20 protein-coding genes are annotated in these 19,214 nt (G+C 77.4%); 13 read left to right on the plus strand and 7 right to left on the minus strand.

The features are described from left to right. Positions 1 to 5: 5 nt before the first annotated feature. A complete protein-coding gene (locus tag ACA511_RS29160; protein WP_375027835.1) occupies positions 6 to 221 on the minus strand; it encodes a hypothetical protein in 216 nt (71 codons plus the stop codon). Then, complete coding sequence (locus ACA511_RS29165; protein WP_375027836.1) at positions 218 to 2,077, minus strand: hypothetical protein; 1,860 nt, start codon at positions 2,075 to 2,077, stop codon at positions 218 to 220. Before ACA511_RS29165 ends, ACA511_RS29160 begins: the two co-directional genes overlap by 4 nt. Positions 2,078 to 2,208: 131 nt before the next feature. Here ACA511_RS29165 and ACA511_RS29170 point away from each other — a divergent pair, with 131 nt between their 5' ends. After that, entirely contained in the window at positions 2,209 to 2,595 is a 387-nt protein-coding gene (locus tag ACA511_RS29170) for a hypothetical protein (protein ID WP_375027837.1), read from the plus strand. 2 nt (positions 2,596 to 2,597) lie between these two features. After that, a complete protein-coding gene (locus ACA511_RS29175) occupies positions 2,598 to 3,944 on the plus strand; it encodes a hypothetical protein (protein ID WP_375027838.1) in 1,347 nt (448 codons plus the stop codon). A gap of 179 nt (positions 3,945 to 4,123) precedes the next feature. Here the strand turns inward: ACA511_RS29175 and ACA511_RS29180 are convergent, their stop codons facing one another. After that, positions 4,124 to 4,648, minus strand: a complete 525-nt coding sequence (locus tag ACA511_RS29180; RefSeq protein ID WP_375027839.1) for a pyridoxamine 5'-phosphate oxidase family protein — start codon at positions 4,646 to 4,648, stop codon at positions 4,124 to 4,126. Between the two features lie 86 nt (positions 4,649 to 4,734). On the opposite strand from ACA511_RS29180, the gene ACA511_RS29185 reads away from it, so the two are divergent. Continuing rightward, the gene (locus tag ACA511_RS29185; RefSeq protein WP_375027840.1) at positions 4,735 to 5,205 is read left to right on the plus strand and encodes a PPOX class F420-dependent oxidoreductase; all 471 of its coding nucleotides are present in this window, start codon (positions 4,735 to 4,737) and stop codon (positions 5,203 to 5,205) included. Positions 5,206 to 5,346: 141 nt separating this feature from the next. Here the strand turns inward: ACA511_RS29185 and ACA511_RS29190 are convergent, their stop codons facing one another. Both ACA511_RS29190 and ACA511_RS29195 read right to left on the minus strand, forming a co-directional pair. Then, positions 5,347 to 7,845, minus strand: coding sequence for an excinuclease ABC subunit UvrA (locus ACA511_RS29190; protein WP_375028082.1), 2,499 nt, complete (start codon positions 7,843 to 7,845; stop codon positions 5,347 to 5,349). A 14-nt stretch (positions 7,846 to 7,859) separates the two neighbouring features. Beyond that, positions 7,860 to 8,390, minus strand: a complete 531-nt coding sequence (locus tag ACA511_RS29195; protein ID WP_375027841.1) for a pyridoxamine 5'-phosphate oxidase family protein — start codon at positions 8,388 to 8,390, stop codon at positions 7,860 to 7,862. A 184-nt stretch (positions 8,391 to 8,574) separates the two neighbouring features. On the opposite strand from ACA511_RS29195, the gene ACA511_RS29200 reads away from it, so the two are divergent. Further along, positions 8,575 to 8,943 carry a VOC family protein gene (locus ACA511_RS29200; RefSeq protein ID WP_375027842.1) on the plus strand — a complete coding sequence of 123 codons (369 nt, stop codon included), beginning with the start codon at positions 8,575 to 8,577 and terminating at the stop codon, positions 8,941 to 8,943. Here the strand turns inward: ACA511_RS29200 and ACA511_RS29205 are convergent. Then, positions 8,940 to 10,301 carry a cytochrome P450 gene (locus ACA511_RS29205; protein ID WP_375027844.1) on the minus strand — a complete coding sequence of 454 codons (1,362 nt, stop codon included), beginning with the start codon at positions 10,299 to 10,301 and terminating at the stop codon, positions 8,940 to 8,942. The two genes, ACA511_RS29200 and ACA511_RS29205, sit on opposite strands and share 4 nt — an antisense overlap. A 42-nt stretch (positions 10,302 to 10,343) precedes the next feature. Between ACA511_RS29205 and ACA511_RS29210 the strand changes: the two genes are divergently transcribed. Further along, positions 10,344 to 11,114, plus strand: a complete 771-nt coding sequence (locus ACA511_RS29210) for an IclR family transcriptional regulator (RefSeq protein WP_375027845.1) — start codon at positions 10,344 to 10,346, stop codon at positions 11,112 to 11,114. Positions 11,115 to 11,177: 63 nt separating this feature from the next. Here ACA511_RS29210 and ACA511_RS29215 read toward each other — a convergent pair whose 3' ends face one another. Further along, on the minus strand, positions 11,178 to 12,065 hold the full coding sequence (locus tag ACA511_RS29215; protein WP_375027846.1) for a LysR substrate-binding domain-containing protein: 888 nt from the start codon (positions 12,063 to 12,065) through the stop codon (positions 11,178 to 11,180). An 84-nt stretch (positions 12,066 to 12,149) separates the two neighbouring features. Here ACA511_RS29215 and ACA511_RS29220 point away from each other — a divergent pair, with 84 nt between their 5' ends. The 8 genes from ACA511_RS29220 (at position 12,150) to ACA511_RS29255 (ending at position 19,193) form a co-directional block, all read left to right on the plus strand. Further along, positions 12,150 to 13,214 carry an aminotransferase class V-fold PLP-dependent enzyme gene (locus ACA511_RS29220; RefSeq protein ID WP_375027847.1) on the plus strand — a complete coding sequence of 355 codons (1,065 nt, stop codon included), beginning with the start codon at positions 12,150 to 12,152 and terminating at the stop codon, positions 13,212 to 13,214. Between the two features lie 83 nt (positions 13,215 to 13,297). Continuing rightward, positions 13,298 to 14,323 (plus strand): NAD-dependent epimerase/dehydratase family protein, encoded by a 1,026-nt coding sequence (locus ACA511_RS29225; RefSeq protein WP_375027848.1) that lies wholly within the window; start codon positions 13,298 to 13,300, stop codon positions 14,321 to 14,323. Between the two features lie 36 nt (positions 14,324 to 14,359). Next, positions 14,360 to 15,028, plus strand: a complete 669-nt coding sequence (locus ACA511_RS29230; protein WP_375027849.1) for a glycosyltransferase family 2 protein — start codon at positions 14,360 to 14,362, stop codon at positions 15,026 to 15,028. Beyond that, positions 15,025 to 15,663 carry a TIGR04282 family arsenosugar biosynthesis glycosyltransferase gene (locus tag ACA511_RS29235; RefSeq protein ID WP_375027850.1) on the plus strand — a complete coding sequence of 213 codons (639 nt, stop codon included), beginning with the start codon at positions 15,025 to 15,027 and terminating at the stop codon, positions 15,661 to 15,663. The genes ACA511_RS29230 and ACA511_RS29235 overlap by 4 nt, the downstream gene beginning before the upstream one ends. Next, on the plus strand, positions 15,660 to 16,277 hold the full coding sequence (locus tag ACA511_RS29240) for a methyltransferase domain-containing protein (protein ID WP_375027851.1): 618 nt from the start codon (positions 15,660 to 15,662) through the stop codon (positions 16,275 to 16,277). Before ACA511_RS29235 ends, ACA511_RS29240 begins: the two co-directional genes overlap by 4 nt. After that, entirely contained in the window at positions 16,253 to 17,428 is a 1,176-nt protein-coding gene (locus ACA511_RS29245; protein ID WP_375027852.1) for a molybdopterin-dependent oxidoreductase, read from the plus strand. The genes ACA511_RS29240 and ACA511_RS29245 overlap by 25 nt, the downstream gene beginning before the upstream one ends. After that, a complete protein-coding gene (locus tag ACA511_RS29250) occupies positions 17,425 to 17,844 on the plus strand; it encodes a hypothetical protein (RefSeq protein WP_375027853.1) in 420 nt (139 codons plus the stop codon). Before ACA511_RS29245 ends, ACA511_RS29250 begins: the two co-directional genes overlap by 4 nt. Beyond that, positions 17,841 to 19,193 (plus strand): hypothetical protein, encoded by a 1,353-nt coding sequence (locus tag ACA511_RS29255; protein ID WP_375027854.1) that lies wholly within the window; start codon positions 17,841 to 17,843, stop codon positions 19,191 to 19,193. The genes ACA511_RS29250 and ACA511_RS29255 overlap by 4 nt, the downstream gene beginning before the upstream one ends. Positions 19,194 to 19,214 lie beyond the last annotated feature (21 nt).

A 19,214-nucleotide genomic window follows, 5' to 3' on the forward strand; every position in this document is an offset into this window, starting at 1 on the left:
GGAGTCTACGGTCCCGGCGGCGAGTCCCCGCGCACGTCCCCGGGCACGTCTCCGCGCACGTCCTCGCGCGGGTCGTCCGGCTGGGGCTCGTCGTCCGCGTCGCCGCGGCGGCGGTCCCGCCAGATCACCACCGCGATCACCGCGACCACGATGAACGTCGGCACGAAGAACGGCACCGCCGTGATGACCGGATGGGTCGCCAGCACCCCGCCGGCGGTCATGGGCCGGCCTTCGCGCGCGGCCCCGGCGCGGCGGGCGCGGGCGCGGGCTCGGGCAGCCGGCGGGCGATCCGCGCGACGCCCCAGCCGAGCGACAGCACCAGCGCCAGCGTGCACGCCAGCACCACCGCCGAGCACGCCGCCCACAGCCAGCCCGGCACGCCGGTCTTCAGCTCCCGCTGCAGGATCGACCGCTCGCTCTGCACCGGCCGGGTGAACCGTGCCGGGGCGGGCAGCTCCTTCGCGCCGATGGCCGGGTCGGCGGGCAGGTAGACCGGGACGCCGGCGAGGGTCCGCCCGTCGTGGATCCGGATCAGCGTCTTCCAGTCGCCGTGCAGCGGCATCGGCTCCCGCGTCCGGTAGACGCCCTCGCGTTCCCTCACCAGGTGGTCGACGTGCAGGCCCCGCCCCTGCCAGCCGGTAACCGTCACCCACGCCGGGCCGTCGACCGCGCCGGCGGGGGAGAACACGATCCGGGCGCCGGCGGTGCGGTGCGCGGCGTCGCCGCGGACGCCGGTGAGCGTCACCGTCGCCGCCGGTCCCTCCGGCACGTCGATGACCAGGCCGTTCGCGACCGCCGCCGACACCGCCAGGATCGCCCCCGCGAAGATCCCGCGCGCCGCCGCCCGGCGCGGCACCCGGCCGGCCAGGCCCTCGGCCAGCAGCGCCCCGCACAGCCCGCCCGCGACGCCGCCGGTCACCGCCATCGCCATGCCCTCGGCGAGGATGTCGGGCGTCCACGGCAGCCGGAACGCCGCCTGCCCGTAGGCGTACTCGGCGCCGAACCCGGCCGTCCCGATCAGCACCCCCGACACCGCGCCCAGCGCCAGCGGCCGCCGCGCCAGCGCCAGCGCCGCGACCTCCACGCACAGCGCCTCGGCGAAGTACAGCGGGACCGCCGCCCACAGCTCGCCGATCACGCCGGCGACCAGGACCGACACCCCGCCCCGCACCAGCATGTAGAACGCGGCGGCCAGGACCGCGGCGCCGCGTCCGGCCCACAGCCGCACCGCGACCAGCGCGCAGCCCGCCGCGAGCGCGATCAGCAGCGGCTGGTGGACGAGCCGGAACTGCGGCACCCCGAAGTCGTACTCGGCCTGGAACACCGACAGGCCGATCAGCAGCCCGCCGCCGATCATGCAGCGCCGGGCGTAGCGGACCCAGCCGGGCGGCTGCACGGCCGCGGGCCGGGCGCTGCGGCCCTCCCGCTCCAGGATCGCCATCGCCACCAGCGACAGCCCGGCCCCGCCGATCAGCATCAGGTGCGTCGGGCCCCACAGCGTCACGTCCTGCCCGAAGATGCGGTGCCACACGTCGTCGAGGGGGAAGCCGAGCAGCGCGTAGAACCCGGCGCCGGCCAGCAGGACGCCGCCGGCGGGCGCGTGCCAGTCCCGGGTGATCCGCACCGACGCCGCGCCGGGACGCTCGCCCTTGGGCAGCACCACGGCCAGGACGCCGGCGGTGAAGATGCCGAACAGGCCGATCAGGATCGGGTAGTGGGCGATGTTGGCCAGCGGCCCCTCGTCGCGGCCGTGCGAGATGTGCAGGGAGATGTCCCAGTACATGCCGAGGAGCGCGATCAGCAGCGACGCCATCGCGACGGGGAGGGGCAGCGCGACCCAGCCGGGCGTGCCGCGGCCGGGGCCCCGCTCGGCCAGGCGCGCCAGCCGGGTCAGCGCGGTGACGCGTCCGGTGCGGTGGCCCCAGCCGAACACCAGCAGCACCGCCGTGAGGGCGGCGGCGCCGGTGGAGGCGATGAGGATCTGGTCGAGCGCCGCGCCGCCCGCCGGTCTGGCCGGCGTCTCGGCGGCCAGCCGCAGCGCGGCGCCCGCTCCCGTGCCCGTCAGGTGGTCCAACACCGGTGCTCCCTCGCCGCAGGAACCAGAACAGAAGGGGGCGAACGCCCCGGACGTGGAGTATGCCATCTTTGAATGTGTCATTGTCTAGTGTCACACTTTGTGGTGTGGGACACCGGGACGAGAGGAACGCCATGACGCTGCGGACCATCGCGGCGGCGGTCACCGCCGCCATGGCGCTCGCGGCGGCCGGATGCGGGGAGCCCGCGCCCGGCCCGCCGCCCGCCGGCCCTTCGGCGGCCGCCGCGTCCGGGCCGCCGGCCGTGCGGGTCGCGGTGACCGTGACCGGCGGCGAGCCCCGCACCGCGCAGCGGCGCGTCAAGGTCGAGCGCGGCGCCGTCGTCGAGATCACCGTCACCGGCGACACCGCCGACGAGCTCCACCTGCACGGCTACGACCGCGAACTCGCGATCACCCCCGGGCGCCCCGCCACCCTCCGGTTCACCGCCGGCACGCCCGGCGTGTTCGAGGCCGAGCTGCACCACTCCGGCGCCCGCGTGCTCGAACTGCAGGTCGGCTGACCGTGACCGGCGGCATCACCGCGGCCGCGGCCGAGGGCATCGCCGGCGGGGCGCGCGTCCTCGCCCACGGGCTCGGCGGCCGCACCGACCTGCCCCTGGACGCCGTCGCCGCCATCGCCGGCGGCGGGATCGCGGTGGCCGCCTCGTCCGCCGCGCTCACCGCCGCCTGGAAACGCCCCCGCCTCCACCCCGAGGCCGGGCGCCCGCTCCCGGCGGCGCTCGCCCGCGTCCTGGACGCGCCCGCCCTCACCCTGGCCGGACGCGCCCTGGCCCTCGCCGCGGCCGCCCTCGTCGTCGCCGCCGCGTTCGCCGGGCCGCCCGACGCCGCCGCGAACCTGGCGCCGTGGGCGCTGTTCGTGACGTTCTGGGTCGGGCTCGTGCCCGCGAGCGTCCTGCTCGGGCCCGTATGGCGGCGCGTCAACCCGCTCCGGACCCTGCACGCCGCCCTCTGCCGCGCCACCCGCACACCGCCCGCCGGCCGCCGCCCCCTGCCCGCCCGGCTCGGATACTGGCCCGCGGCCGCGTGGCTCACCGCGTTCGTGTGGCTGGAACTGGTCGCGCCGAACCGGTCCGACCCCCGCGCCGCCGGGACGCTCATCCTCGCCTACGCCGCCGCCAACCTCGCCCTGGCCTGGTGGTTCGGCCGCGACTGGTTCACCCGCGGGGACGGCTTCGAGGCCTACTCCAGCCTCCTGGCCCGGCTCTGCCCCGTCGGGCGGCGCGGCGACGGGACGCTCGTGCTGCGCACCCCGCTCACCGGCCTCATGACCGGCGCCGCCGAACCCGGCCTCACCGCGACCGCGTGCGTGCTCATCGGCTCCACCGGATTCGACGGCGTCACCCGCACCACCTACTGGCGCGACAACGTCGACCCCTCCAGCGTCCCCGCCGGAACCCTGGGCCTCGCCGCCGCCGTCGCCGCCGTCACCGCCCTGTACGTCGCGGCGCTGCGGCTCAGCGCGCGGCTGACCGGCCAGGACCCGGCCGCGCTGCCCGGCCGGTTCGCCGCGACCCTGCTGCCGATCGCGCTCGGCTACACCCTCGCCCACTACTTCTCGTTCTTCGTCCTGGAGGGCCAGACCACGTTCATCCTCGCCGGCGACCCGTTCGGGACGGGCGCGGACCTGTTCGGCGCCACCGGCAACCGCATCGACTACGACCTCGCCGGGCCCACGCTCACCGCGCAGGTCCAGGTCAACGCCATCGTCCTCGGCCACGTCGCCGGGACCGCCGCCGCGCACGACCTCGCCCTGCGCACCCCCGCGCGGTCCCCGCGCGGGCAGCTCCCCGTCGCGGCCGCCATGGTCGCGCTCACCTGCGCCGGCCTGTTCGCCCTGCTCAGCGGCTGACTCCCCGCGGCGCCGCACCTCACCGGCCGCGGGCGGACGCAGCTCGCAGCGGGCGGCCCGCCCGTGGGCCAGGCGGGCGGGCCGAACGCGACCGCCACGGTCGGCTCCCCGGTCGGCTCCCCGCACGGCGCCCAGGGCGGCGGTCAGGGCGGCGGTCAGGGCGGCGGTCAGGGCGGCGGTCAGCGGGCGAAGGACCACCGCATCGCGCCGTACGGCTCCACCGTCGCCACCGCGAACACCGTGTGGAAGACGATCCGGTACAGGTACCAGGGCGGCGGGCCCGCGCTCTGCGCGCTGTAGGGCGCGGTGAACGCCTCACCCTCCACCCGCGCCGGCCAGCCGCCCTCCCGGTACCCCGCCGCGACCGCCTCCAGGACGGCCGGGTCGGTGACGCGCTCGGCGTCGCCCTCCAGCACCACGTCCCCGACCGGTGTCCGCACCGAGACCGTGCACGCCGGGTTCGCCGCCAGGTTCCTCGACTTGCGCGTGCCGGGCCCGCTCACGACGAACAGGTCGCCCTCGTGCCACAGCGCGCCCACGCCCGCCGAGTGCGGACGGCCGTCCGGCCGGACCGTGCCGAGGTACACCGGCGTCTCCGCCTTCGGAAGCGCCGCCGTCAGCGCGTCCCGGACGGCGCCCCAGGCCAGCTCGCCGCTGCCGTAGATGTCGAGGTTGCGCGCCCGGACGGGTTCACGGTCGCTCATCGTCTTCTCCCTTGCGATCGGCTTCCATGGATGGACGGCCGGCCGCGCGGGAACTCATCGCCCTCCCGGTTCCCTAGGGTGGCGGCATGGCTCCTTCGATCGCCTCGGCGAACCGCGTCGACCGTCCCGCACTGCTCGATTTCCTCCGTCCCCGCCATCATGCGCTGCTGTCCACCGCCCGGGCCGACGGGCGGCCCCAGATGTCGCCGGTGACCTGCGGCGTCGACGGCGAGGGCCGCATCGTGATCTCCACCTACCCCGAGCGCGCCAAGGCCCGCAACGCCCGCCGCGACCCCCGCGTCTCGGTGTGCGTGCTGTCGGACGACTTCAACGGCCCCTACGTCCAGGTCGACGGGACCGCCGAGGTCGTCGACATGCCCGACGCCGCCGACGCCCTCGTCGACTACTACCGGTGCATCGCCGGGGAGCACCCCGACTGGGACGAGTACCGGGCCGCGATGCGCGGCCAGGACAAGTCCCTGATCCGCGTCACCGTCGACCGCTGGGGCCCCATCGCCACCGGCGGGTTCCCCGCCCGCCTCGCCCCCGGCGGCTAGGAGGACCCCGGCCCGGCACCGGCGGCCGCCGCACGAGGGGACCGCGCTGCGCATCGCCTGCCTCGACATCGAGTCCGAGGCCCGCGAACCCGCCGGACTCCGCGTCGACCGCCTGGCCGCCGGGGACGTGCTCCGCCCCCTTCAGCGGCGCGCGTTCCCCCGCGCCCCCGGCTCCCGCGCCTCCAGGAGCGGCAGGCCCGCCGCGTACCGGCGGAGGAAGCCGGCGGTCGGGGTGTCCGCCGCCGCGACGGTGTCGGGGGCGCCCTCGGCGACCACCGCGCCGCCGTCCGGGCCGGCTCCCGGGCCCAGGTCGATCACCCAGTCCGCGGACGCGGCGACGCCGATGTCGTGCTCGGCCACGACGACGGTGTTGCCCGAGTCGAGCAGGACGTCGAGCGCGTCCACCACCCGCTGGACGTCGGACGGGTGCAGGCCCGAGACGGGCTCGTCGAGGACGACCAGCCCCGCCCCGCGGCTCGCGGCGCCGCGCCGGATCGCCGACGCCAGCTTCAGCCGCTGCGCCTCGCCGCCGGACAGCTCCGTGGCGCTCTGGCCGAGGGGGAGGTAGCCGAGCCCGACCCGGTTCAGGGCCCCCACGGCCTCCGCGAGCCGCCGGGGCTCGCGGAACCGCTCCGCGGCCTCGGCGACGGTCAGCTCCAGCACCTGGTCGATGGCCAGCCCCCGGTACGTGATCTCCAACGCCTCCGGCCTGTAGCGCCGGCCCTCGCACGCGTCGCAGACCACCCACACGTCCGGCAGGAAGTGCATGTCGACCAGCTTGCGGCCGTAACCGGTGCAGGTCTCGCAGCGGCCGCCGCCCGCGGTGTTGAAGCTGAACCAGGAGGCGTCGACGCCGCGCTCGCGCGCCGTGCCGGTCCCGGCGAACAGCTCGCGGACGCTGTCGAACGCCTTGCTGTAGGTGGCCGGGTTGGACCGCGGCGTCCGCCCGAGCGGTTCCTGGTCGACGACGGCGACCCAGCCGAACCCCTCGATGCCGGTCACCTCCCGCACCGCGCCCGCCGCGGCCCCGCTCAGGGCCGCCTCCACGCCCGCCGCGAGCGCGCCGAGCAGGCTGCTCTTGCCGCTGCCGCTCACCCCGGTCAGGCAGGTGAGCCGGCCGGCGGGCAAGCGCACCAGGTCCGCGGTCACGTTGTGGGCGCGCAGGCCGTGCAGCTCCACCCAGCCGGCGGCGCCCCCGGCCGGGCGGCGGGTCCGGCGCAGCCGCGGCCCCGCACCGGCCAGATACCGCCCGGTCAGCGACTCCGGGTGGGCGGCCGCGGCGGCGGGAGGCCCCGACACCATGACCGCACCGCCGAGGCGGCCCGCGCCGGGCCCCAGGTCGACCACCCAGTCGGCTCGGGCGATCAGCTCGGGGTCGTGCTCCACCAGGAGCACCGTGTTGCCCGCCTCGCGCAGCTCCAGGGCGATGTCGAGCAGGTGCGCCTTGTCCGCCGGATGCAGCCCGTTCCCGGGCTCGTCCAGGACGAAGACGATGCCGCTCAGCTCGGTGCCGAGCTGAGCGGCGAGCCGGGTCCGCTGCGCCTCGCCCCCCGACAGCGTCGCCGCGCTCCGGGACAGCTGGAGATGGGCCAGGCCGAGCCGGTCGAGGATCCCGAGCCTGCGGTCCAGGTCCCGCAGCAGCGGCCCGCCCACCTCGCGCCGCCGGGCGTCCAGGCCGTCCGCGACCCGGCCCGCCCAGTCGCGCACCTCCCGCACCTGCGCCGCGAGCAGGCCCGGGTAGGTCAGCCCGCCGAGCCGCACGGACCGGGCCGCCCGGCCGTACCCGCCGCCCCCGCAGGCGCCGCAGGGCCGCTTGCGCATGTACGGCAGGTAGCGCTGCTTGGCGCCGGCGGTCCCGGCGTTCACGAACACCCGCTCCACCTCGGCGAGCGCGCCCCGCAGCGGCCGGTTCGAGGTGTAGGTCATCACGGCCGTCTCGTTCCTGTTCGGCATGTCGACGACCGCCTCGATCGTCTCCTCGCCCGTGCCGTACAGCACGCAGTGGCGGAACTCCTCGGGCAGCGACAGCCATGGCCGGCCGAGGTCCACGCCCCGCTTTCCGGCGAGCGCCGGCACGAACGCGTGCTCCCCCGACCGCCACTTCGCGAACCACGGCGACGCGCCCTCGAACAGCGGAAGCTCCGGACGGGTGATGATCAGGTCCTCGTGCGCCCGCCAGCGCCCGCCCGCCCCGTGGCAGTCTCCGCAGCCCCCCTCCGGGGTGTCGCGGTCGAAGTGGGCGGTCGTCAGGGGCCCGTCCCCGCCCCCCGCCGCCGCGCCGAGCGCCGGAAGGCGCGAGTACAGCAGCCCCAGGTGCCCGTCGATGCCGGTGATCGTCGCGACCGTGGAGCGGGGGTTGCGGTTCAGGCGGCGCTGGTCGACCGCGAGGGTCGCGCCGAGCCCCCGGATGCGGTCGACCTTCGGCCGGTTGCGCTGGGTGATGTACTGCCGCACGAACGGCGAGAGCCCTTCCAGGTACCGCAGCTGGGCCTCGCTGTGCAGGGTGTCGATGGCCAGCGAGGTCTTGCCGCTGCCGCTCACCCCGGTGAAGGCGACGAGCCGCCCCTTGGGGATGCTCACCGACACGTCCCGCAGGTTGTTGGTGCGGGCCCCCACCACGTCGATGGTCCCGCGCCCCATGTCGCTCACGCCGCTCAGGACCGGGACGCCGAAGCGGGCCCGGCGGGATCGGACGCGTAGACGCTCATCCAGTGCGGACGCAGCCGGTAGTACACCACGTCGGCGTCCCAGTCGAAGGCGCCGGCGCCGTAGAAGTCCTTGAAGTAGGCGAGCAGGTCCGGCCAGTCCGCGGCCGGCCCGCCGTCTTCGGGGTTGAGGACCTCCACCGTGCCGTGCGTGAACACCCCCAGGTCCTCGCCGCGCATGTGCGCCGCGCTGACGGCCGGGCGGGCCGCCAGGTGGCGGGCCTTGACGGCGCCGCGCGCCGTGCCGAAATGCCACCTGCCGTGCAGGAAGTGCCCGTCCACGCCGCTGATCCGCGGCTCGCCCTTCGCCGTCACGGTCGACAGCGCCAGGGTGCACATGCCGGTGAGGACGCCGACGAGCCGCTCCGCCGTCAGTGTCCTCTCGGCGCCGATGATCGAGCGGAGGTGCGAGGAGGAGCGGGCCAGGGAGGCGTCCAGCAGGGACTGCAGCTCATCGAGTTCTTCTGGAGTTTCGCGCATGGAGTTCCTTGTCCGGCCGTGGGTGGGGCCGGTCCGCGCCCACCATCGGCGCCGACCGGTGAACCCATGGTCGCTCCCAAACCTGACATCCCGCGTCATGTTTCATTCCGGGTCCGGTACCTGACAGGAGATGTCAGCCTCTCCTGGAACGCTGGGCGCATTCCAACGACAGAGGAGTCGCCCCATGTCCGGTATCGCGGAGTTCGCCGCCGTCACCATCGACTGCCCGGAGCCGCCCGCCCTCGCGGCGTTCTACGCGGCGCTCACCGGCGGTGAGATCACCTACGACACGCCCGAGGCCGCCGCCGTGAAGCTGCCCAGCGGCCTGGACGTCTACTTCCAGGGCGCCCCCGGCCACCGGGCCCCGACCTGGCCCGAAGGGGACCGGCCCCAGCAGTTCCACCTCGACCTCTACGTCGACGACCTGGACAAGGCCGAGGCCGGCGTCGCCGAACTGGGCGGGAGCAGGCTGGAGTTCCAGCCCGGCGGGGACCGGTGGCGGGTCCTGGCCGACCCGGCCGGGCACCCCTTCTGCGTCTGCCTGCGGAGCTAGCGGACGCGGACGGGCAGGCCGCCGCGGGGCCGCATCGCGGTCACGCTCGTCGGGACGGCGCGGGAGGACACCAGGCGCAGCCGGGTGCGGCGCAGCAGGCACGCCAGCATCGTCTTGATCTCCGCGGTCGCCAGCGCCGAGCCGATGCAGCGGTGCGGCCCCCCGCCGAACGGCAGGTACGTCGACGGCGCGGCGGGACGGTGCAGCTCCGACGCCGGGTCCCAGCGCTCGGGCCGGAACCGTCCCGCCTGCGGCCACACCTCCGGCATCCGGTGGGTGACGAACGGCGAGTACAGCACCATCGCGCCCGCCGGGACCCGGTGGCCGGCGTAGGCGAAGTCCTCCACCGGGACGCGGGCGCTGAGCACGGCGGGCGGGAACAGCCGCAGCGTCTCGTTCACCACCCCGTCCAGGTAGGTCAGCGCGGGCAGGTCGGCGGCCCGCACGGGCCGGTCGCCGACCACCTCGGCGACCTCGCGGCGCGCCCGCTCCTCGGCGTCCGGGTGCGACAGCAGCGCGTACACCGCCCACGCCATCGCCGCGCTGGTGGTGTCGTACCCGGCGGAGATGAGGCTGATCACCTGGTCCTGCAGCTCCCGGCGGGTCAGGCCCGTGCCGTCCTCGTCGCGCGCGGTCATCAGCATGCCGAGCACGTCGTCGTGCCCGCCGCCCTCGGCCGACCGCCGGTCGATCTCCCCGTCGACGCGGCGGGCGACCTGGGCGCGGGCCGCGGCGACGCGCCGCATGTACGGGTTGGGCAGCGACCGCAGCGCCATCTGCAGGACGAAGTTCCGGTCGATCGCGGCGAGCGCGACCTGCAGCCGCCGCCCGATCACCTCGGCGTCGGCGGCGAGCCGGTCCCCGAACAGCACCTCCACGGTGCTGCGGCGGATCACCGACCGCAGCTCGGCGTAGGCGTCCAGCGTCCGGCCCGGCCGCCACCACTCCAGCGCCGCGTCGGTGTTGGCGGCGATCCGCGCCACGTACCCGCCGACGCGGCGGTGGTGGAACGCCGGCTGGACGAGGCGGCGCCGCCGCCGGTGGTCGGCTCCGTCGCTGACGATCAGCGCGGTCTCCCCGTTCACCGGCACCAGCAGGTCGAACGCCTCCCGCCACCGGAACAGCCCCGAGTTGGCGAACACGAACGCGTTGGCGTCCGGGCCGAACAGGTGCACGAACGGGCGGCGGCGCGTCCCGACGGCCGCGACCGGCCCGGCCTCGGCGTACAGGCGCAGCAGGCTCGCGCACGGGTTCCGCGCGAACGCGGCCCCGTGCCGGGCCGTCAGCGACGCCGACGGGCCCTCGGCCCCGCGGTTCCTGGACGGACGGGACCTGCGTACCGGGGTCTGGGGGGCCACCCGCCCACTATGGCACGCCCCCGCGGTGGGAGGATGGGACCCGTGACCACCGAGCGCGGCACGCAGCCTCCCAAGCCGGGGACGCAGACCGTGGACCGGTCGGTGGCGGTGCTCCGCTCCTTCGAGGACGCCGCCCGCCAGACCCCCACCGAGATCGCGTACCGGCTCGGGCTGTCGGTCAGCACCGCGCACCGCATCGTGCACGCCCTGCACGCCACCGGCATGCTCGCGCAGGACCCGGCGACCGAGCGGTACTTCCTCGGCCCCACCACCGCGATCCTCGGGCGGCTCGCGCTGGAGCGGATGGGCGCCACGCTGCTGCAGCCGGAGCTGACCGCGCTGCGCGACGGCACGGGCGAGTCCGTCAGCCTCGGCGTGCGGGCCGGCGACGAGGTCGCGGTCCTGCTGCACCTGCCGTCGGCGCATCCGCTGCGCTACGACCAGCCGCCCGGCGACCGCAACCCCATCCACACGTGCGCGATGGGCAAGGCGCTGCTGGCCTACGGCGGCGACCCGGTCGCGATGGACGAGCCGTTCCACCGCTACACCCCCGCCACCCTCACCACCCGCGGCGCGCTGGACGCCGACCTGCGGCGCGTCCGCGAGCGCGGCTACTCGGTGAGCGACGAGGAGCGCCTGGCGGGGGTCCGCGCGGTGGCCGCGCCGGTCCGCGACGGCGGCGGGCGCGTGTTCGCGGCGGTCGCGCTGCAGGGCCCGGCGGTGCGGTTCGGCGACGACCGGCTGCCCGGCCTGGCCGAGGCCGTCCTCGCCGCCGCGGGCCGCCTCACCGACCTGCACCGGCACCTGTCCTGACCCGAGCCCGCCCTGACCCGCGCTTGCCTCGACCCGAGCCAGCCCTGGCCCGGCGGCCGTCCCTCAGCGGGTGGGGGCGGAGAGCTCGTCCAGCAGCGCCGCCGCCGCGGGCGGCCGCGGCCCGGCCGGGACCAGCGCGCTGATGCGGCGGCTCCCCACGGCGGGCACGTCCGCGACGGCGACGCCCGGTTCGGTGTGCAGGCCGAGCGCCAGCTCCGGCAGCGTCGTGACGGCCAGGCCCCGCGCGACGAGCCGCTGGACCGCGACGTGGTCCTCGGTGGCGAACGCGATGTCGGGGGCGAACCCGGCCTTCGCGCACGCCCACCGCAGATGGTCGCGGCAGCGGGCGCAGCCCGACGCCCACGTCTCGGCGGCCAGGTCCGCCAGCCGGGGCCGGTCCGCCGCCGCGAGGGGATGCCCGGCCGGGACCAGGAGCCGCAGCGGGTCCTCGGCCAGCACCACCTCGCGGAACCTCGCGTCGGTGTCGGGCGGCGTGTGCGCGTACCGGAACACGACCGCGATGTCGGTCTCCCCGGCGCGCAGCATCGCCAGCGCCTCCGGCGGCTCGGCGTCCACCAGCGTGACCGACACGCCCGGCGCCCGCTCCCGCAGCCGGGCCAGCGCGTCCGGCAGCAGCCCCCCGGCCGCCGTCGGGAACACCGCGACCCGCACCCGCCCGGCCCGCAGCCCCGCGATCGCCGCGATGCGCTCCTGCGCGTCGTCCATGCGCGCCAGGACGTCCTCGACGTGCTCGACCAGGACCCGGCCCGCCTCGGTCAGCCGCACGCCGCGGCCGTGCCGCACCACCAGCGGCGTGCCGACCTCGGCCTCCAGCCGCGCGATGTGGTGCGACACGGCCGGCTGGGTGTAGGCGAGGGACCGCGCGGCGGCGGTCATCGAGCCGAGCCGCGCCACCTCCCGCAGGATCCGGCCCCGGTGCAGGTCGAGCATCTCCGCAAGGTATCAACCACATTGATGGGACGCCCAGAAAACCTAACTTTGCGCTATGGGACGCGGGTGCACGACGATCGTCGCATGACCCTCACCGTCACCGAGGCGCAGCGCGAGTTCGGCGCCGCCGTCGCCTACCTCGACACCGCCACCTACGGGCTCCCGCCGCGCGCCGCGCACGAGGCGATGCTCGCCGCCGAGCGCGACCGGGCCGCCGGGCTGATGGCCCCCGCCGCGCTGGACGAGGCGGTCACCCGGTCGCGGGAGTCGTTCGCGCGGCTGCTCGGCGTCCCCGCCGACCGGGTCGCGTGCGGCCCCCAGGTGTCCTACTTCGTCGGCCTTGTCGCGGCGTCGCTGCCCGCCGGCGCGCGGATCCTGGTCGCCGACGGCGACTTCACCTCGCTGCTGTTCCCGTTCGCGGCCCGCCCCGGCCTCCGCGTCCGCTCCGTGCCGCTGGAGCGGATCGCCGACGAGGTCGGCGGCGGAACCGACGTCGTCGCGGTGTCGGCGGTGCAGTCCTCCGACGGCCGCGTCGCGCCCATGGACGACCTGATCGGCGCGGCCCGCGCGCACGGCGCCCGGATCCTGCTGGACGCCACCCAGGCCGCCGGCTGGCTGCCGCTGCCCGCCGCGGACGTCGACTGGCTCGTCGCCGGCGGCTACAAGTGGCTGCTCGGCCCGCGCGGCACCTGCTTCCTCACCGGCGCCCCCGAGGCTCTGGACGCCCTGCCCGCGGCCGGCGCCGGCTGGTACGCGGGCGCCGACATCTGGGACTCGGTCTACGGGCTGCCGCTGCGCCTGGCCGCCGGCGCGCGCCGCCTGGACCTGTCCCCGGCGTGGCAGTGCTGGGCCGGGCACGCCCCCGCCCTGGAACTCCTCGAACGGGTCGGGACCGCGGCCGTCCACGACCACGACGTCGCGCTGGCCCGCCGGTTCCGCGCCGGGCTCGGCCTGCCCCCCGGCGACTCGGCGATCGTCTCGGTCGCCGTCCCCGGCGGCACCGCCGAGCGGCTGCGCCGCGACGGGGTGGTCGCCACCGTCCGCGCGGGACGGCTGCGGTGCGCGTTCCACCTCACCACCACCGAGGACGACGTCGACAAGGCCGTCGAACTGCTCGCCCCGCTCACCGGCGCGCGACCGGCCGGGTGAAATTCTTACAAGGTTCGAACAAGGTGCCTTGACCGGGCCCTGCGCGCCGCCCCGGCCGCGCCGCGCGGCCTACGTTCGTCGCCATGAACGTACTGCTCACCGGGTCGGCCGGCTTCATCGGCTCGCACATCGCCGCCGCGCTGACCGCCGCCGGGCACCGCGTCCGCGGCCTGGACCTGCGGCCCGACGGGCTCGGCGGCGCGCCCGCCGACGCCCGCGACGCCGCCGAGGTCGCGCGGCGGCTGGCCGGCGTGGACGCCGTCTGCCACCAGGCCGCCAAGGTCGGCCTCGGCACCGGCGTGTCCGACCTGCCCGCCTACACCTCGGCGAACGTGCAGGGCACCGCCGTGCTGCTGGCCGAGATGGCCCGCGCCGGCGTCACCACCCTCGTGCTGGCGTCCTCGATGGTGGTGTACGGGGAGGGCGCCTACACCTGCGCGAGCCACGGGCCCGTCCGGCCCCGGCCCCGCCCGCGGGAGGCGCTGGACGCCGGACGGTTCGAACCCGGCTGCCCCCGCTGCGGACGGCCCCTCGCGCCCGGCGCCGTCGGGGAGGAGACCCCGGCCGACCCCCGCAACGCCTACGCCGACACCAAACTCGCCCAGGAGCACCTGACGGCGTCCTGGGCGCGCGCGACCGGCGGGTCGGCCGCCGCGCTGCGCTACCACAACGTGTACGGGCCGCGGATGCCGCGCGACACCCCCTACGCGGGCGTCGCCGCGGTCTTCCGGTCGCGGCTGCTGAACGGCGAGGCGCCGCTGGTGTTCGAGGACGGCGGGCAGCGCCGCGACTTCGTCCACGTCCGCGACGTCGCCCGCGCCAACGTGCTCGCGCTGGAGCGGGTCGCGGCCGGGCCGCCCGAGCCCGGCGGGCTGCGCGCCTACAACATCGCCAGCGGCGAGCCCCGCACGATCGGCGCGATGGCCGGCGCGCTCGCCGCGGCGTCCGGCGGGCCGGCGCCGCGCGTCACCGGCGGCTACCGGCTCGGGGACGTCCGCCACATCGTCGCCCGGCCCGACCGGGCCCGCCGCGAGCTGGGCTTCTCCCCGTCGGTCGCGTTCGCCGACGGCATGGCCGAGTTCGCCCGGACGCCCGTCACCAGTTCGTAAGGGTCGCAGGACCGTCACCGAAAGTAGCGTCGGATCGTGATCGATGTCATTCTCCCGTGCCTCAACGAGGCCGAGGCGCTGCCCTGGGTGCTGACCCGGATGCCGTCCGGGTTCCGGCCCCTGGTGGTCGACAACGCCTCCACCGACGGCTCCGCGCGCGTGGCCGCCGGCCACGGCGCCCGCGTCGTGCCCGCCGCCGAACGCGGCTTCGGCGCCGCCTGCCACGCCGGGCTGCTGGCCGCCGAGACCGAGGTGGTGTGCGTGATGGACGCCGACGCCTCCCTCGACCCGGCCGAGCTGCCCCGGCTGGCCGCCGCGCTCGCCGCGCTCCGGCCGCCGGACGGGACGGGCCTGGTGCTGGGCCGGCGGCGGCCGACCGGGCGCGGCGCGTGGCCGCCGCACGCCCGCCTCGGCAACGCCGTCCTGGCCCGCTCCCTGAACCGGCGCGCCGGCACCCGCCTGCGCGACCTCGGCCCGATGCGCGCCGCCCGCCGCGACGCCCTGCTGGCCCTCGGCCTGCGCGACCGCCGGTTCGGCTACCCGCTGGAGATGGTGCTGCGCGCCGCCCGCGCCGGATGGCCGATCGGCGAGATCGACGTGCCCTACCGCCCCCGCACCGGAGCCTCCAAGGTCACCGGCACCCTCGGCGGGACGGTCCGCGCCGTCCGCGACATGCGCCGCGTCCTGGCCGAGGCCGCCCCGTGACCGCCGACCTCATCGTGATCGCCAAGGAGCCCGTGCCCGGCCGGGTCAAGACCCGCCTGACGCCGCACTACACACCGGCCGAGGCCGCCGCGCTCGCCGAGGCGTCGCTGCGCGACACCCTCGCCGCGGCCGCCGCCGCCCCCGCCGGGCGGCGCACCCTCGCGCTCGCCGGCACGCCCGGCCCGTGGCTGCCGGACGGGTTCGCCGTCGTCGCCCAGCGCGGCGGCGGCCTGGACGAGCGCCTGGCCGCCGCGTTCGCCGACGCGTGGGCGGGCCGCCCCCTCGTCCTCATCGGGATGGACACCCCGCAGGTCACGCCCGCGCTCCTCGGCCGCGCCGCCCGGGAGCTGCGGCGCCGCGACGCGGTGCTCGGGCCCGCCGCCGACGGCGGGTTCTGGCTCCTCGGGCTGCGCCGCCCCGACGCGCGGCTGCTGCGCGGTGTCCCGATGTCGCGGCCCGACACCGGCGCCGCCCAGCTCGCGCGGCTACGCGGCGCCGGGCTCGACACCGGGCTGCTGCCCGAGCTGACCGACGTCGACACCCCCGCCGACGCGCTCGCCGTCGCCGCGCTCGCCTCCGGCGGCCGGTTCGCCGCAGCCCTGCGCGGCCTGGGCGGCAGGACCGTCCCGGCATGATCGGCGAACTGTACGAGGAGGCGCTGCGGGGCCGCGCCCCCGTCGAGATCGAGCACGCCGACGGCCGCCGCCGCCCGCTGCCCCTCCAGGACTGGCTGGCGGCCCGGCCCGGCGACGCCGGGCTGCTGGACCGCTGCGCCGGCGCCACCCTGGACGTCGGCTCGGGGCCGGGCCGCCTCACCGTGGCGCTCGCCCGGCGCGGCGTCCCCGTCCTCGGCATCGACGTGGCCCCCGCCGCGGTCGCGCTGACCGTCGCGGCGGGCGGCCCGGCCCTGTGCCGGGACGTGTTCGGCCGCGTCCCCGGCGCCGGGCGCTGGCGCACCGCGCTGCTCGCCGACGGCAACATCGGCATCGGCGGCGACCCCGCCGCGCTGCTGCGCCGCGTCCTGGCGCTGCTCGCGCCCGGCGGCCGCGTCCTCGTGGAGGTCGACCCGCCCGGCGCCGCGTCCCGCGTCGAGCCGCTGCGGCTGCGGTCCGGCCGCGCGGTCGGCGAATGGTTCGCCTGGGCGCACGTGTCCGCCGACGCCGCGGCCGCGCTCGCCGCCGGGTGCGCCGCGACCGTGACCGAACTGTGGGAGGAGGCCGGACGGTGGTTCGTCGCCCTGCACTCCTGAAACCGGCGGTCCTGAGACGGGCGCTCCGGAGACCGCCGGCGCTGCTGGCGGGCCTGCCGGGCCGGTTCGGCAGCCGGCTCCACGACGAGCGGGTCGCGTCCTGGCTCGGCATCGCGCTGGGCGTCAGCGTCCTGGTCTCGTTCGGGACGGGCCTGGTCAGCCACTTCATGCAGCAGCCGGCCGGCTGGACGCGCTGGCCGTCGCGCCCGGTGAGCCTGTACCGGGTCACCCAGGGCGTCCACGTCATCGGCGGCCTGGCGGCGGTGCCGCTGCTGCTGGCCAAGCTGTGGACGGTCTACCCGAAGCTGTGGCAGTGGCCGCCCGTCCGCTCGGCCGGCCACGCCGTGCAGCGGCTGCTGGTGTTCGTCCTGGTCGGCGCGGCGCTGTTCCAGTCCGTCACCGGCGTGCTGAACATCGCCTACTGGTACCCGTTCGGGTTCTTCTTCACCACCGCGCACTACTGGACGGCCTACATCCTCGCCGGGGCGCTGCTGGTCCACGTCGCGAACGAGGGGGCCAAGGCGCGCCGGACCGTGATGACCCGGCCGCGGGACGCGGTGGGCCGCCGCGGGTTCCTGCTCACCGTCGCCGCCGCGAGCGGGGCCGTCGCCCTGACCACGGTGGGGGAGGCGGTCACCCCGCTCGCGCGGCTCGCGGTGCTGGCGCCCCGCCGCCCCGGCACGGGCCCGCAGGACGTCCCGGTCAACAAGTCGGCCGCCGCGACCGGCGTCACCGCGGCGGCCAGCGACCCCGGCTGGCGGCTCACCGTGACCGGCCGCGTCGCCCGCGAGGTCACCCTGACGCTCGCCGACCTGCGCGCCCTGCCGCAGCACACCGCGCGGCTGCCCATCGCGTGCGTGGAGGGCTGGAGCGTGGAGGCGGCCTGGCACGGCGTCCGGCTGCGCGACGTCCTGCGCCTGGCCGGAGCCGACGGAGACGCGCGGGTCCGCGTCGAGTCGCTGGAACGCGGCGGCCGCTACCGCGCCTCGCGGGTCGACCCGCCGCACTGGCACGACCCGCTGACCCTGCTGGCCCTCGGCATGAACGGCGAACCCCTGGCCCTCGACCACGGCCACCCCTGCCGCCTCATCGCACCGAACCGGCCCGGGGTCATGCAGACCAAATGGGTGCACCGGCTGGTGGTCTCGTGAAGGCCCGCATCGCCGTGTGCGCGGCGTACGCGGCGGGCCTGGCGCTCATCGGCCTCGGACTGCGCGGCATCGCCGCGGACGTCCCGGTCGGCCGGTGGGCGGCATGGTTCGCGGGGGCGGCGGTCCTGCACGACGGCGTCCTGGTCCCGGCGGTCCTGGCCGTGGGCCTGGCCACCGTGCGGATACCGGGCCCCTACCGGCGCATCGCGCGGGCCGCGCTCGTCACCGGCGGGTCCGTCGCCCTGATCGCGATCCCGGTCGTCCTCGGCTACGGCCGCCGCGCCGACGAGCCGTCCCGCCTCCCGCTGCCCTACGGCCGCAACCTCGCCGCCGTCCTGGCCGCGATCGCGGTGATCGCGGCGGTCGCGGCCGCGGCGCGGGCGGCCGCCGGCCGCCGGAAGGGGCGGGCGCGGTGACCCTCACCGGTACGCGCGAGCGCGCCGGGTCCGGGCGGCGGGCGCGGCGCGGGCGCGCCGGACGGGTCGCGGTCGCGGTGTGGGCGGCCGGGATCGCGGCCGCGTTCGCCGCCGGCTGGTACCTGCGGCGCGCCGGGCTGGCGACCGAGGACCCGCTGCCCCCGCTGTACGCGCGGGCCCGGGAGCGGCCGCTGACGTGGGAGCTGCTGCCCGCCGCGGCGTTCGCGGCGGCGGCCGTGGCGGCGCTGCCGGCGCTCGCGGCGCGGCTGCCGTGGCGGGCGCTGCCGGCCGCCGCGTGGGCGGGCGCCGCCGCGTGGGCGGTGGCGCTGGCGGTGAGCGACGGCTGGGACGCGCTCGCCGCGCCGCTGGACGCGCCGACCGAGTACCCGGCGGGCCTGGCCCAGGTGCGCCCCGGCCCCCTGGAGTGGGTGCGGACGTTCACCGAGCGGCTCGGCGGCTACACCACGCACGTGCGGGGGCATCCGCCGCTGCCGGTGCTGGTGCTGTGGGCGCTGGAGCGGGCCGGGCTCGGCGGCACCGGCCCGGCGGCGGCGCTGGTGATCGCGGCGGGCGCGTCGGCGGCGGCGGCCGTCGCGGTCACGGTGCGGTGCGTGGCGGGCGAGCGCGCGGCGCGCGCGGCCGTGCCGTTCCTCGTGCTGGCGCCGGCGGCGGTGTGGATCGCGACCGCCATGGACGCGTTCTTCCTGGCCGTGGCCGCGTGGGGGACGGCGCTGCTCGCCCTGGCCGCCCGCGCCGCCGGCGTCCGGGCCGCCGCCGCGGCGGCGGCGGGCGGGCTGCTGCTGGGCTGCGTCCCCTACCTCAGCTACGGGCTGCTGCCGCTGCTGGCCGTGCCGCTGGCGGTGCTGCTGCTGGCCCGGCCCGGGGCCGCGGTGCTCGCGGCCCTGGGCGCGGGCCTGCTGGTGGTCCCGGCCGCGTTCACCGCGCTGGGGTTCTGGTGGCCCGACGGCGTCCGCGCCACCCTCGACACCTACCTGGTCAGCCGCGGTTCGGCGCAGCGCTCCTACGCCTACTTCCTGTTCGCGAACCTGGCGGTGCTGGGGCTGCTGACCGGCCCGGCGACCGCCCGCGCGCTGCCCGCCGCGCTGGGCCGCGCGGTGCGGGACCGGGCCGCGTCGCCGGTGGCGGTGCTGGCGTGCGCGGCGCTCCTCGGGGTGCTCGTCCTGGACGTGTCCGGGGTGACGCGCGGCGAGGTCGAGCGGATCTGGGTGCCGTTCGCCGGGTGGGCGCTGGTCGCGGCGTCGCTGCACCGGCCCGCGCCGAGGGCCTGGCTGGCCGCGCAGGCGGCGACCGCGCTCGCCGTCCAGGCCCTCGTCCTGTCCCCCTGGTGACCCCGAGCCGGCGGCCCCGGG

It is taken from the genome of Actinomadura sp. GTD37 (assembly GCF_041951365.1).
Taxonomy (GTDB): Bacteria; Actinomycetota; Actinomycetes; order Streptosporangiales; family Streptosporangiaceae; genus Spirillospora.

Coding starts and splice junctions, on each gene's coding strand:
- ACA511_RS29190 (WP_375028082.1), bottom strand. CDS start 7,845: ATGGGGCGCGGGACCATCGACGTGGTGGGGGCCCGCACCAACAACCTG.
- ACA511_RS29225 (WP_375027848.1), top strand. CDS start 13,298: ATGAACGTACTGCTCACCGGGTCGGCCGGCTTCATCGGCTCGCACATC.
- ACA511_RS29215 (WP_375027846.1), bottom strand. CDS start 12,065: ATGCTCGACCTGCACCGGGGCCGGATCCTGCGGGAGGTGGCGCGGCTC.
- ACA511_RS29170 (WP_375027837.1), top strand. CDS start 2,209: ATGACGCTGCGGACCATCGCGGCGGCGGTCACCGCCGCCATGGCGCTC.
- ACA511_RS29195 (WP_375027841.1), bottom strand. CDS start 8,390: ATGCGCGAAACTCCAGAAGAACTCGATGAGCTGCAGTCCCTGCTGGAC.
- ACA511_RS29220 (WP_375027847.1), top strand. CDS start 12,150: ATGACCCTCACCGTCACCGAGGCGCAGCGCGAGTTCGGCGCCGCCGTC.
- ACA511_RS29180 (WP_375027839.1), bottom strand. CDS start 4,648: ATGAGCGACCGTGAACCCGTCCGGGCGCGCAACCTCGACATCTACGGC.
- ACA511_RS29185 (WP_375027840.1), top strand. CDS start 4,735: ATGGCTCCTTCGATCGCCTCGGCGAACCGCGTCGACCGTCCCGCACTG.
- ACA511_RS29200 (WP_375027842.1), top strand. CDS start 8,575: ATGTCCGGTATCGCGGAGTTCGCCGCCGTCACCATCGACTGCCCGGAG.
- ACA511_RS29160 (WP_375027835.1), bottom strand. CDS start 221: ATGACCGCCGGCGGGGTGCTGGCGACCCATCCGGTCATCACGGCGGTG.
- ACA511_RS29240 (WP_375027851.1), top strand. CDS start 15,660: ATGATCGGCGAACTGTACGAGGAGGCGCTGCGGGGCCGCGCCCCCGTC.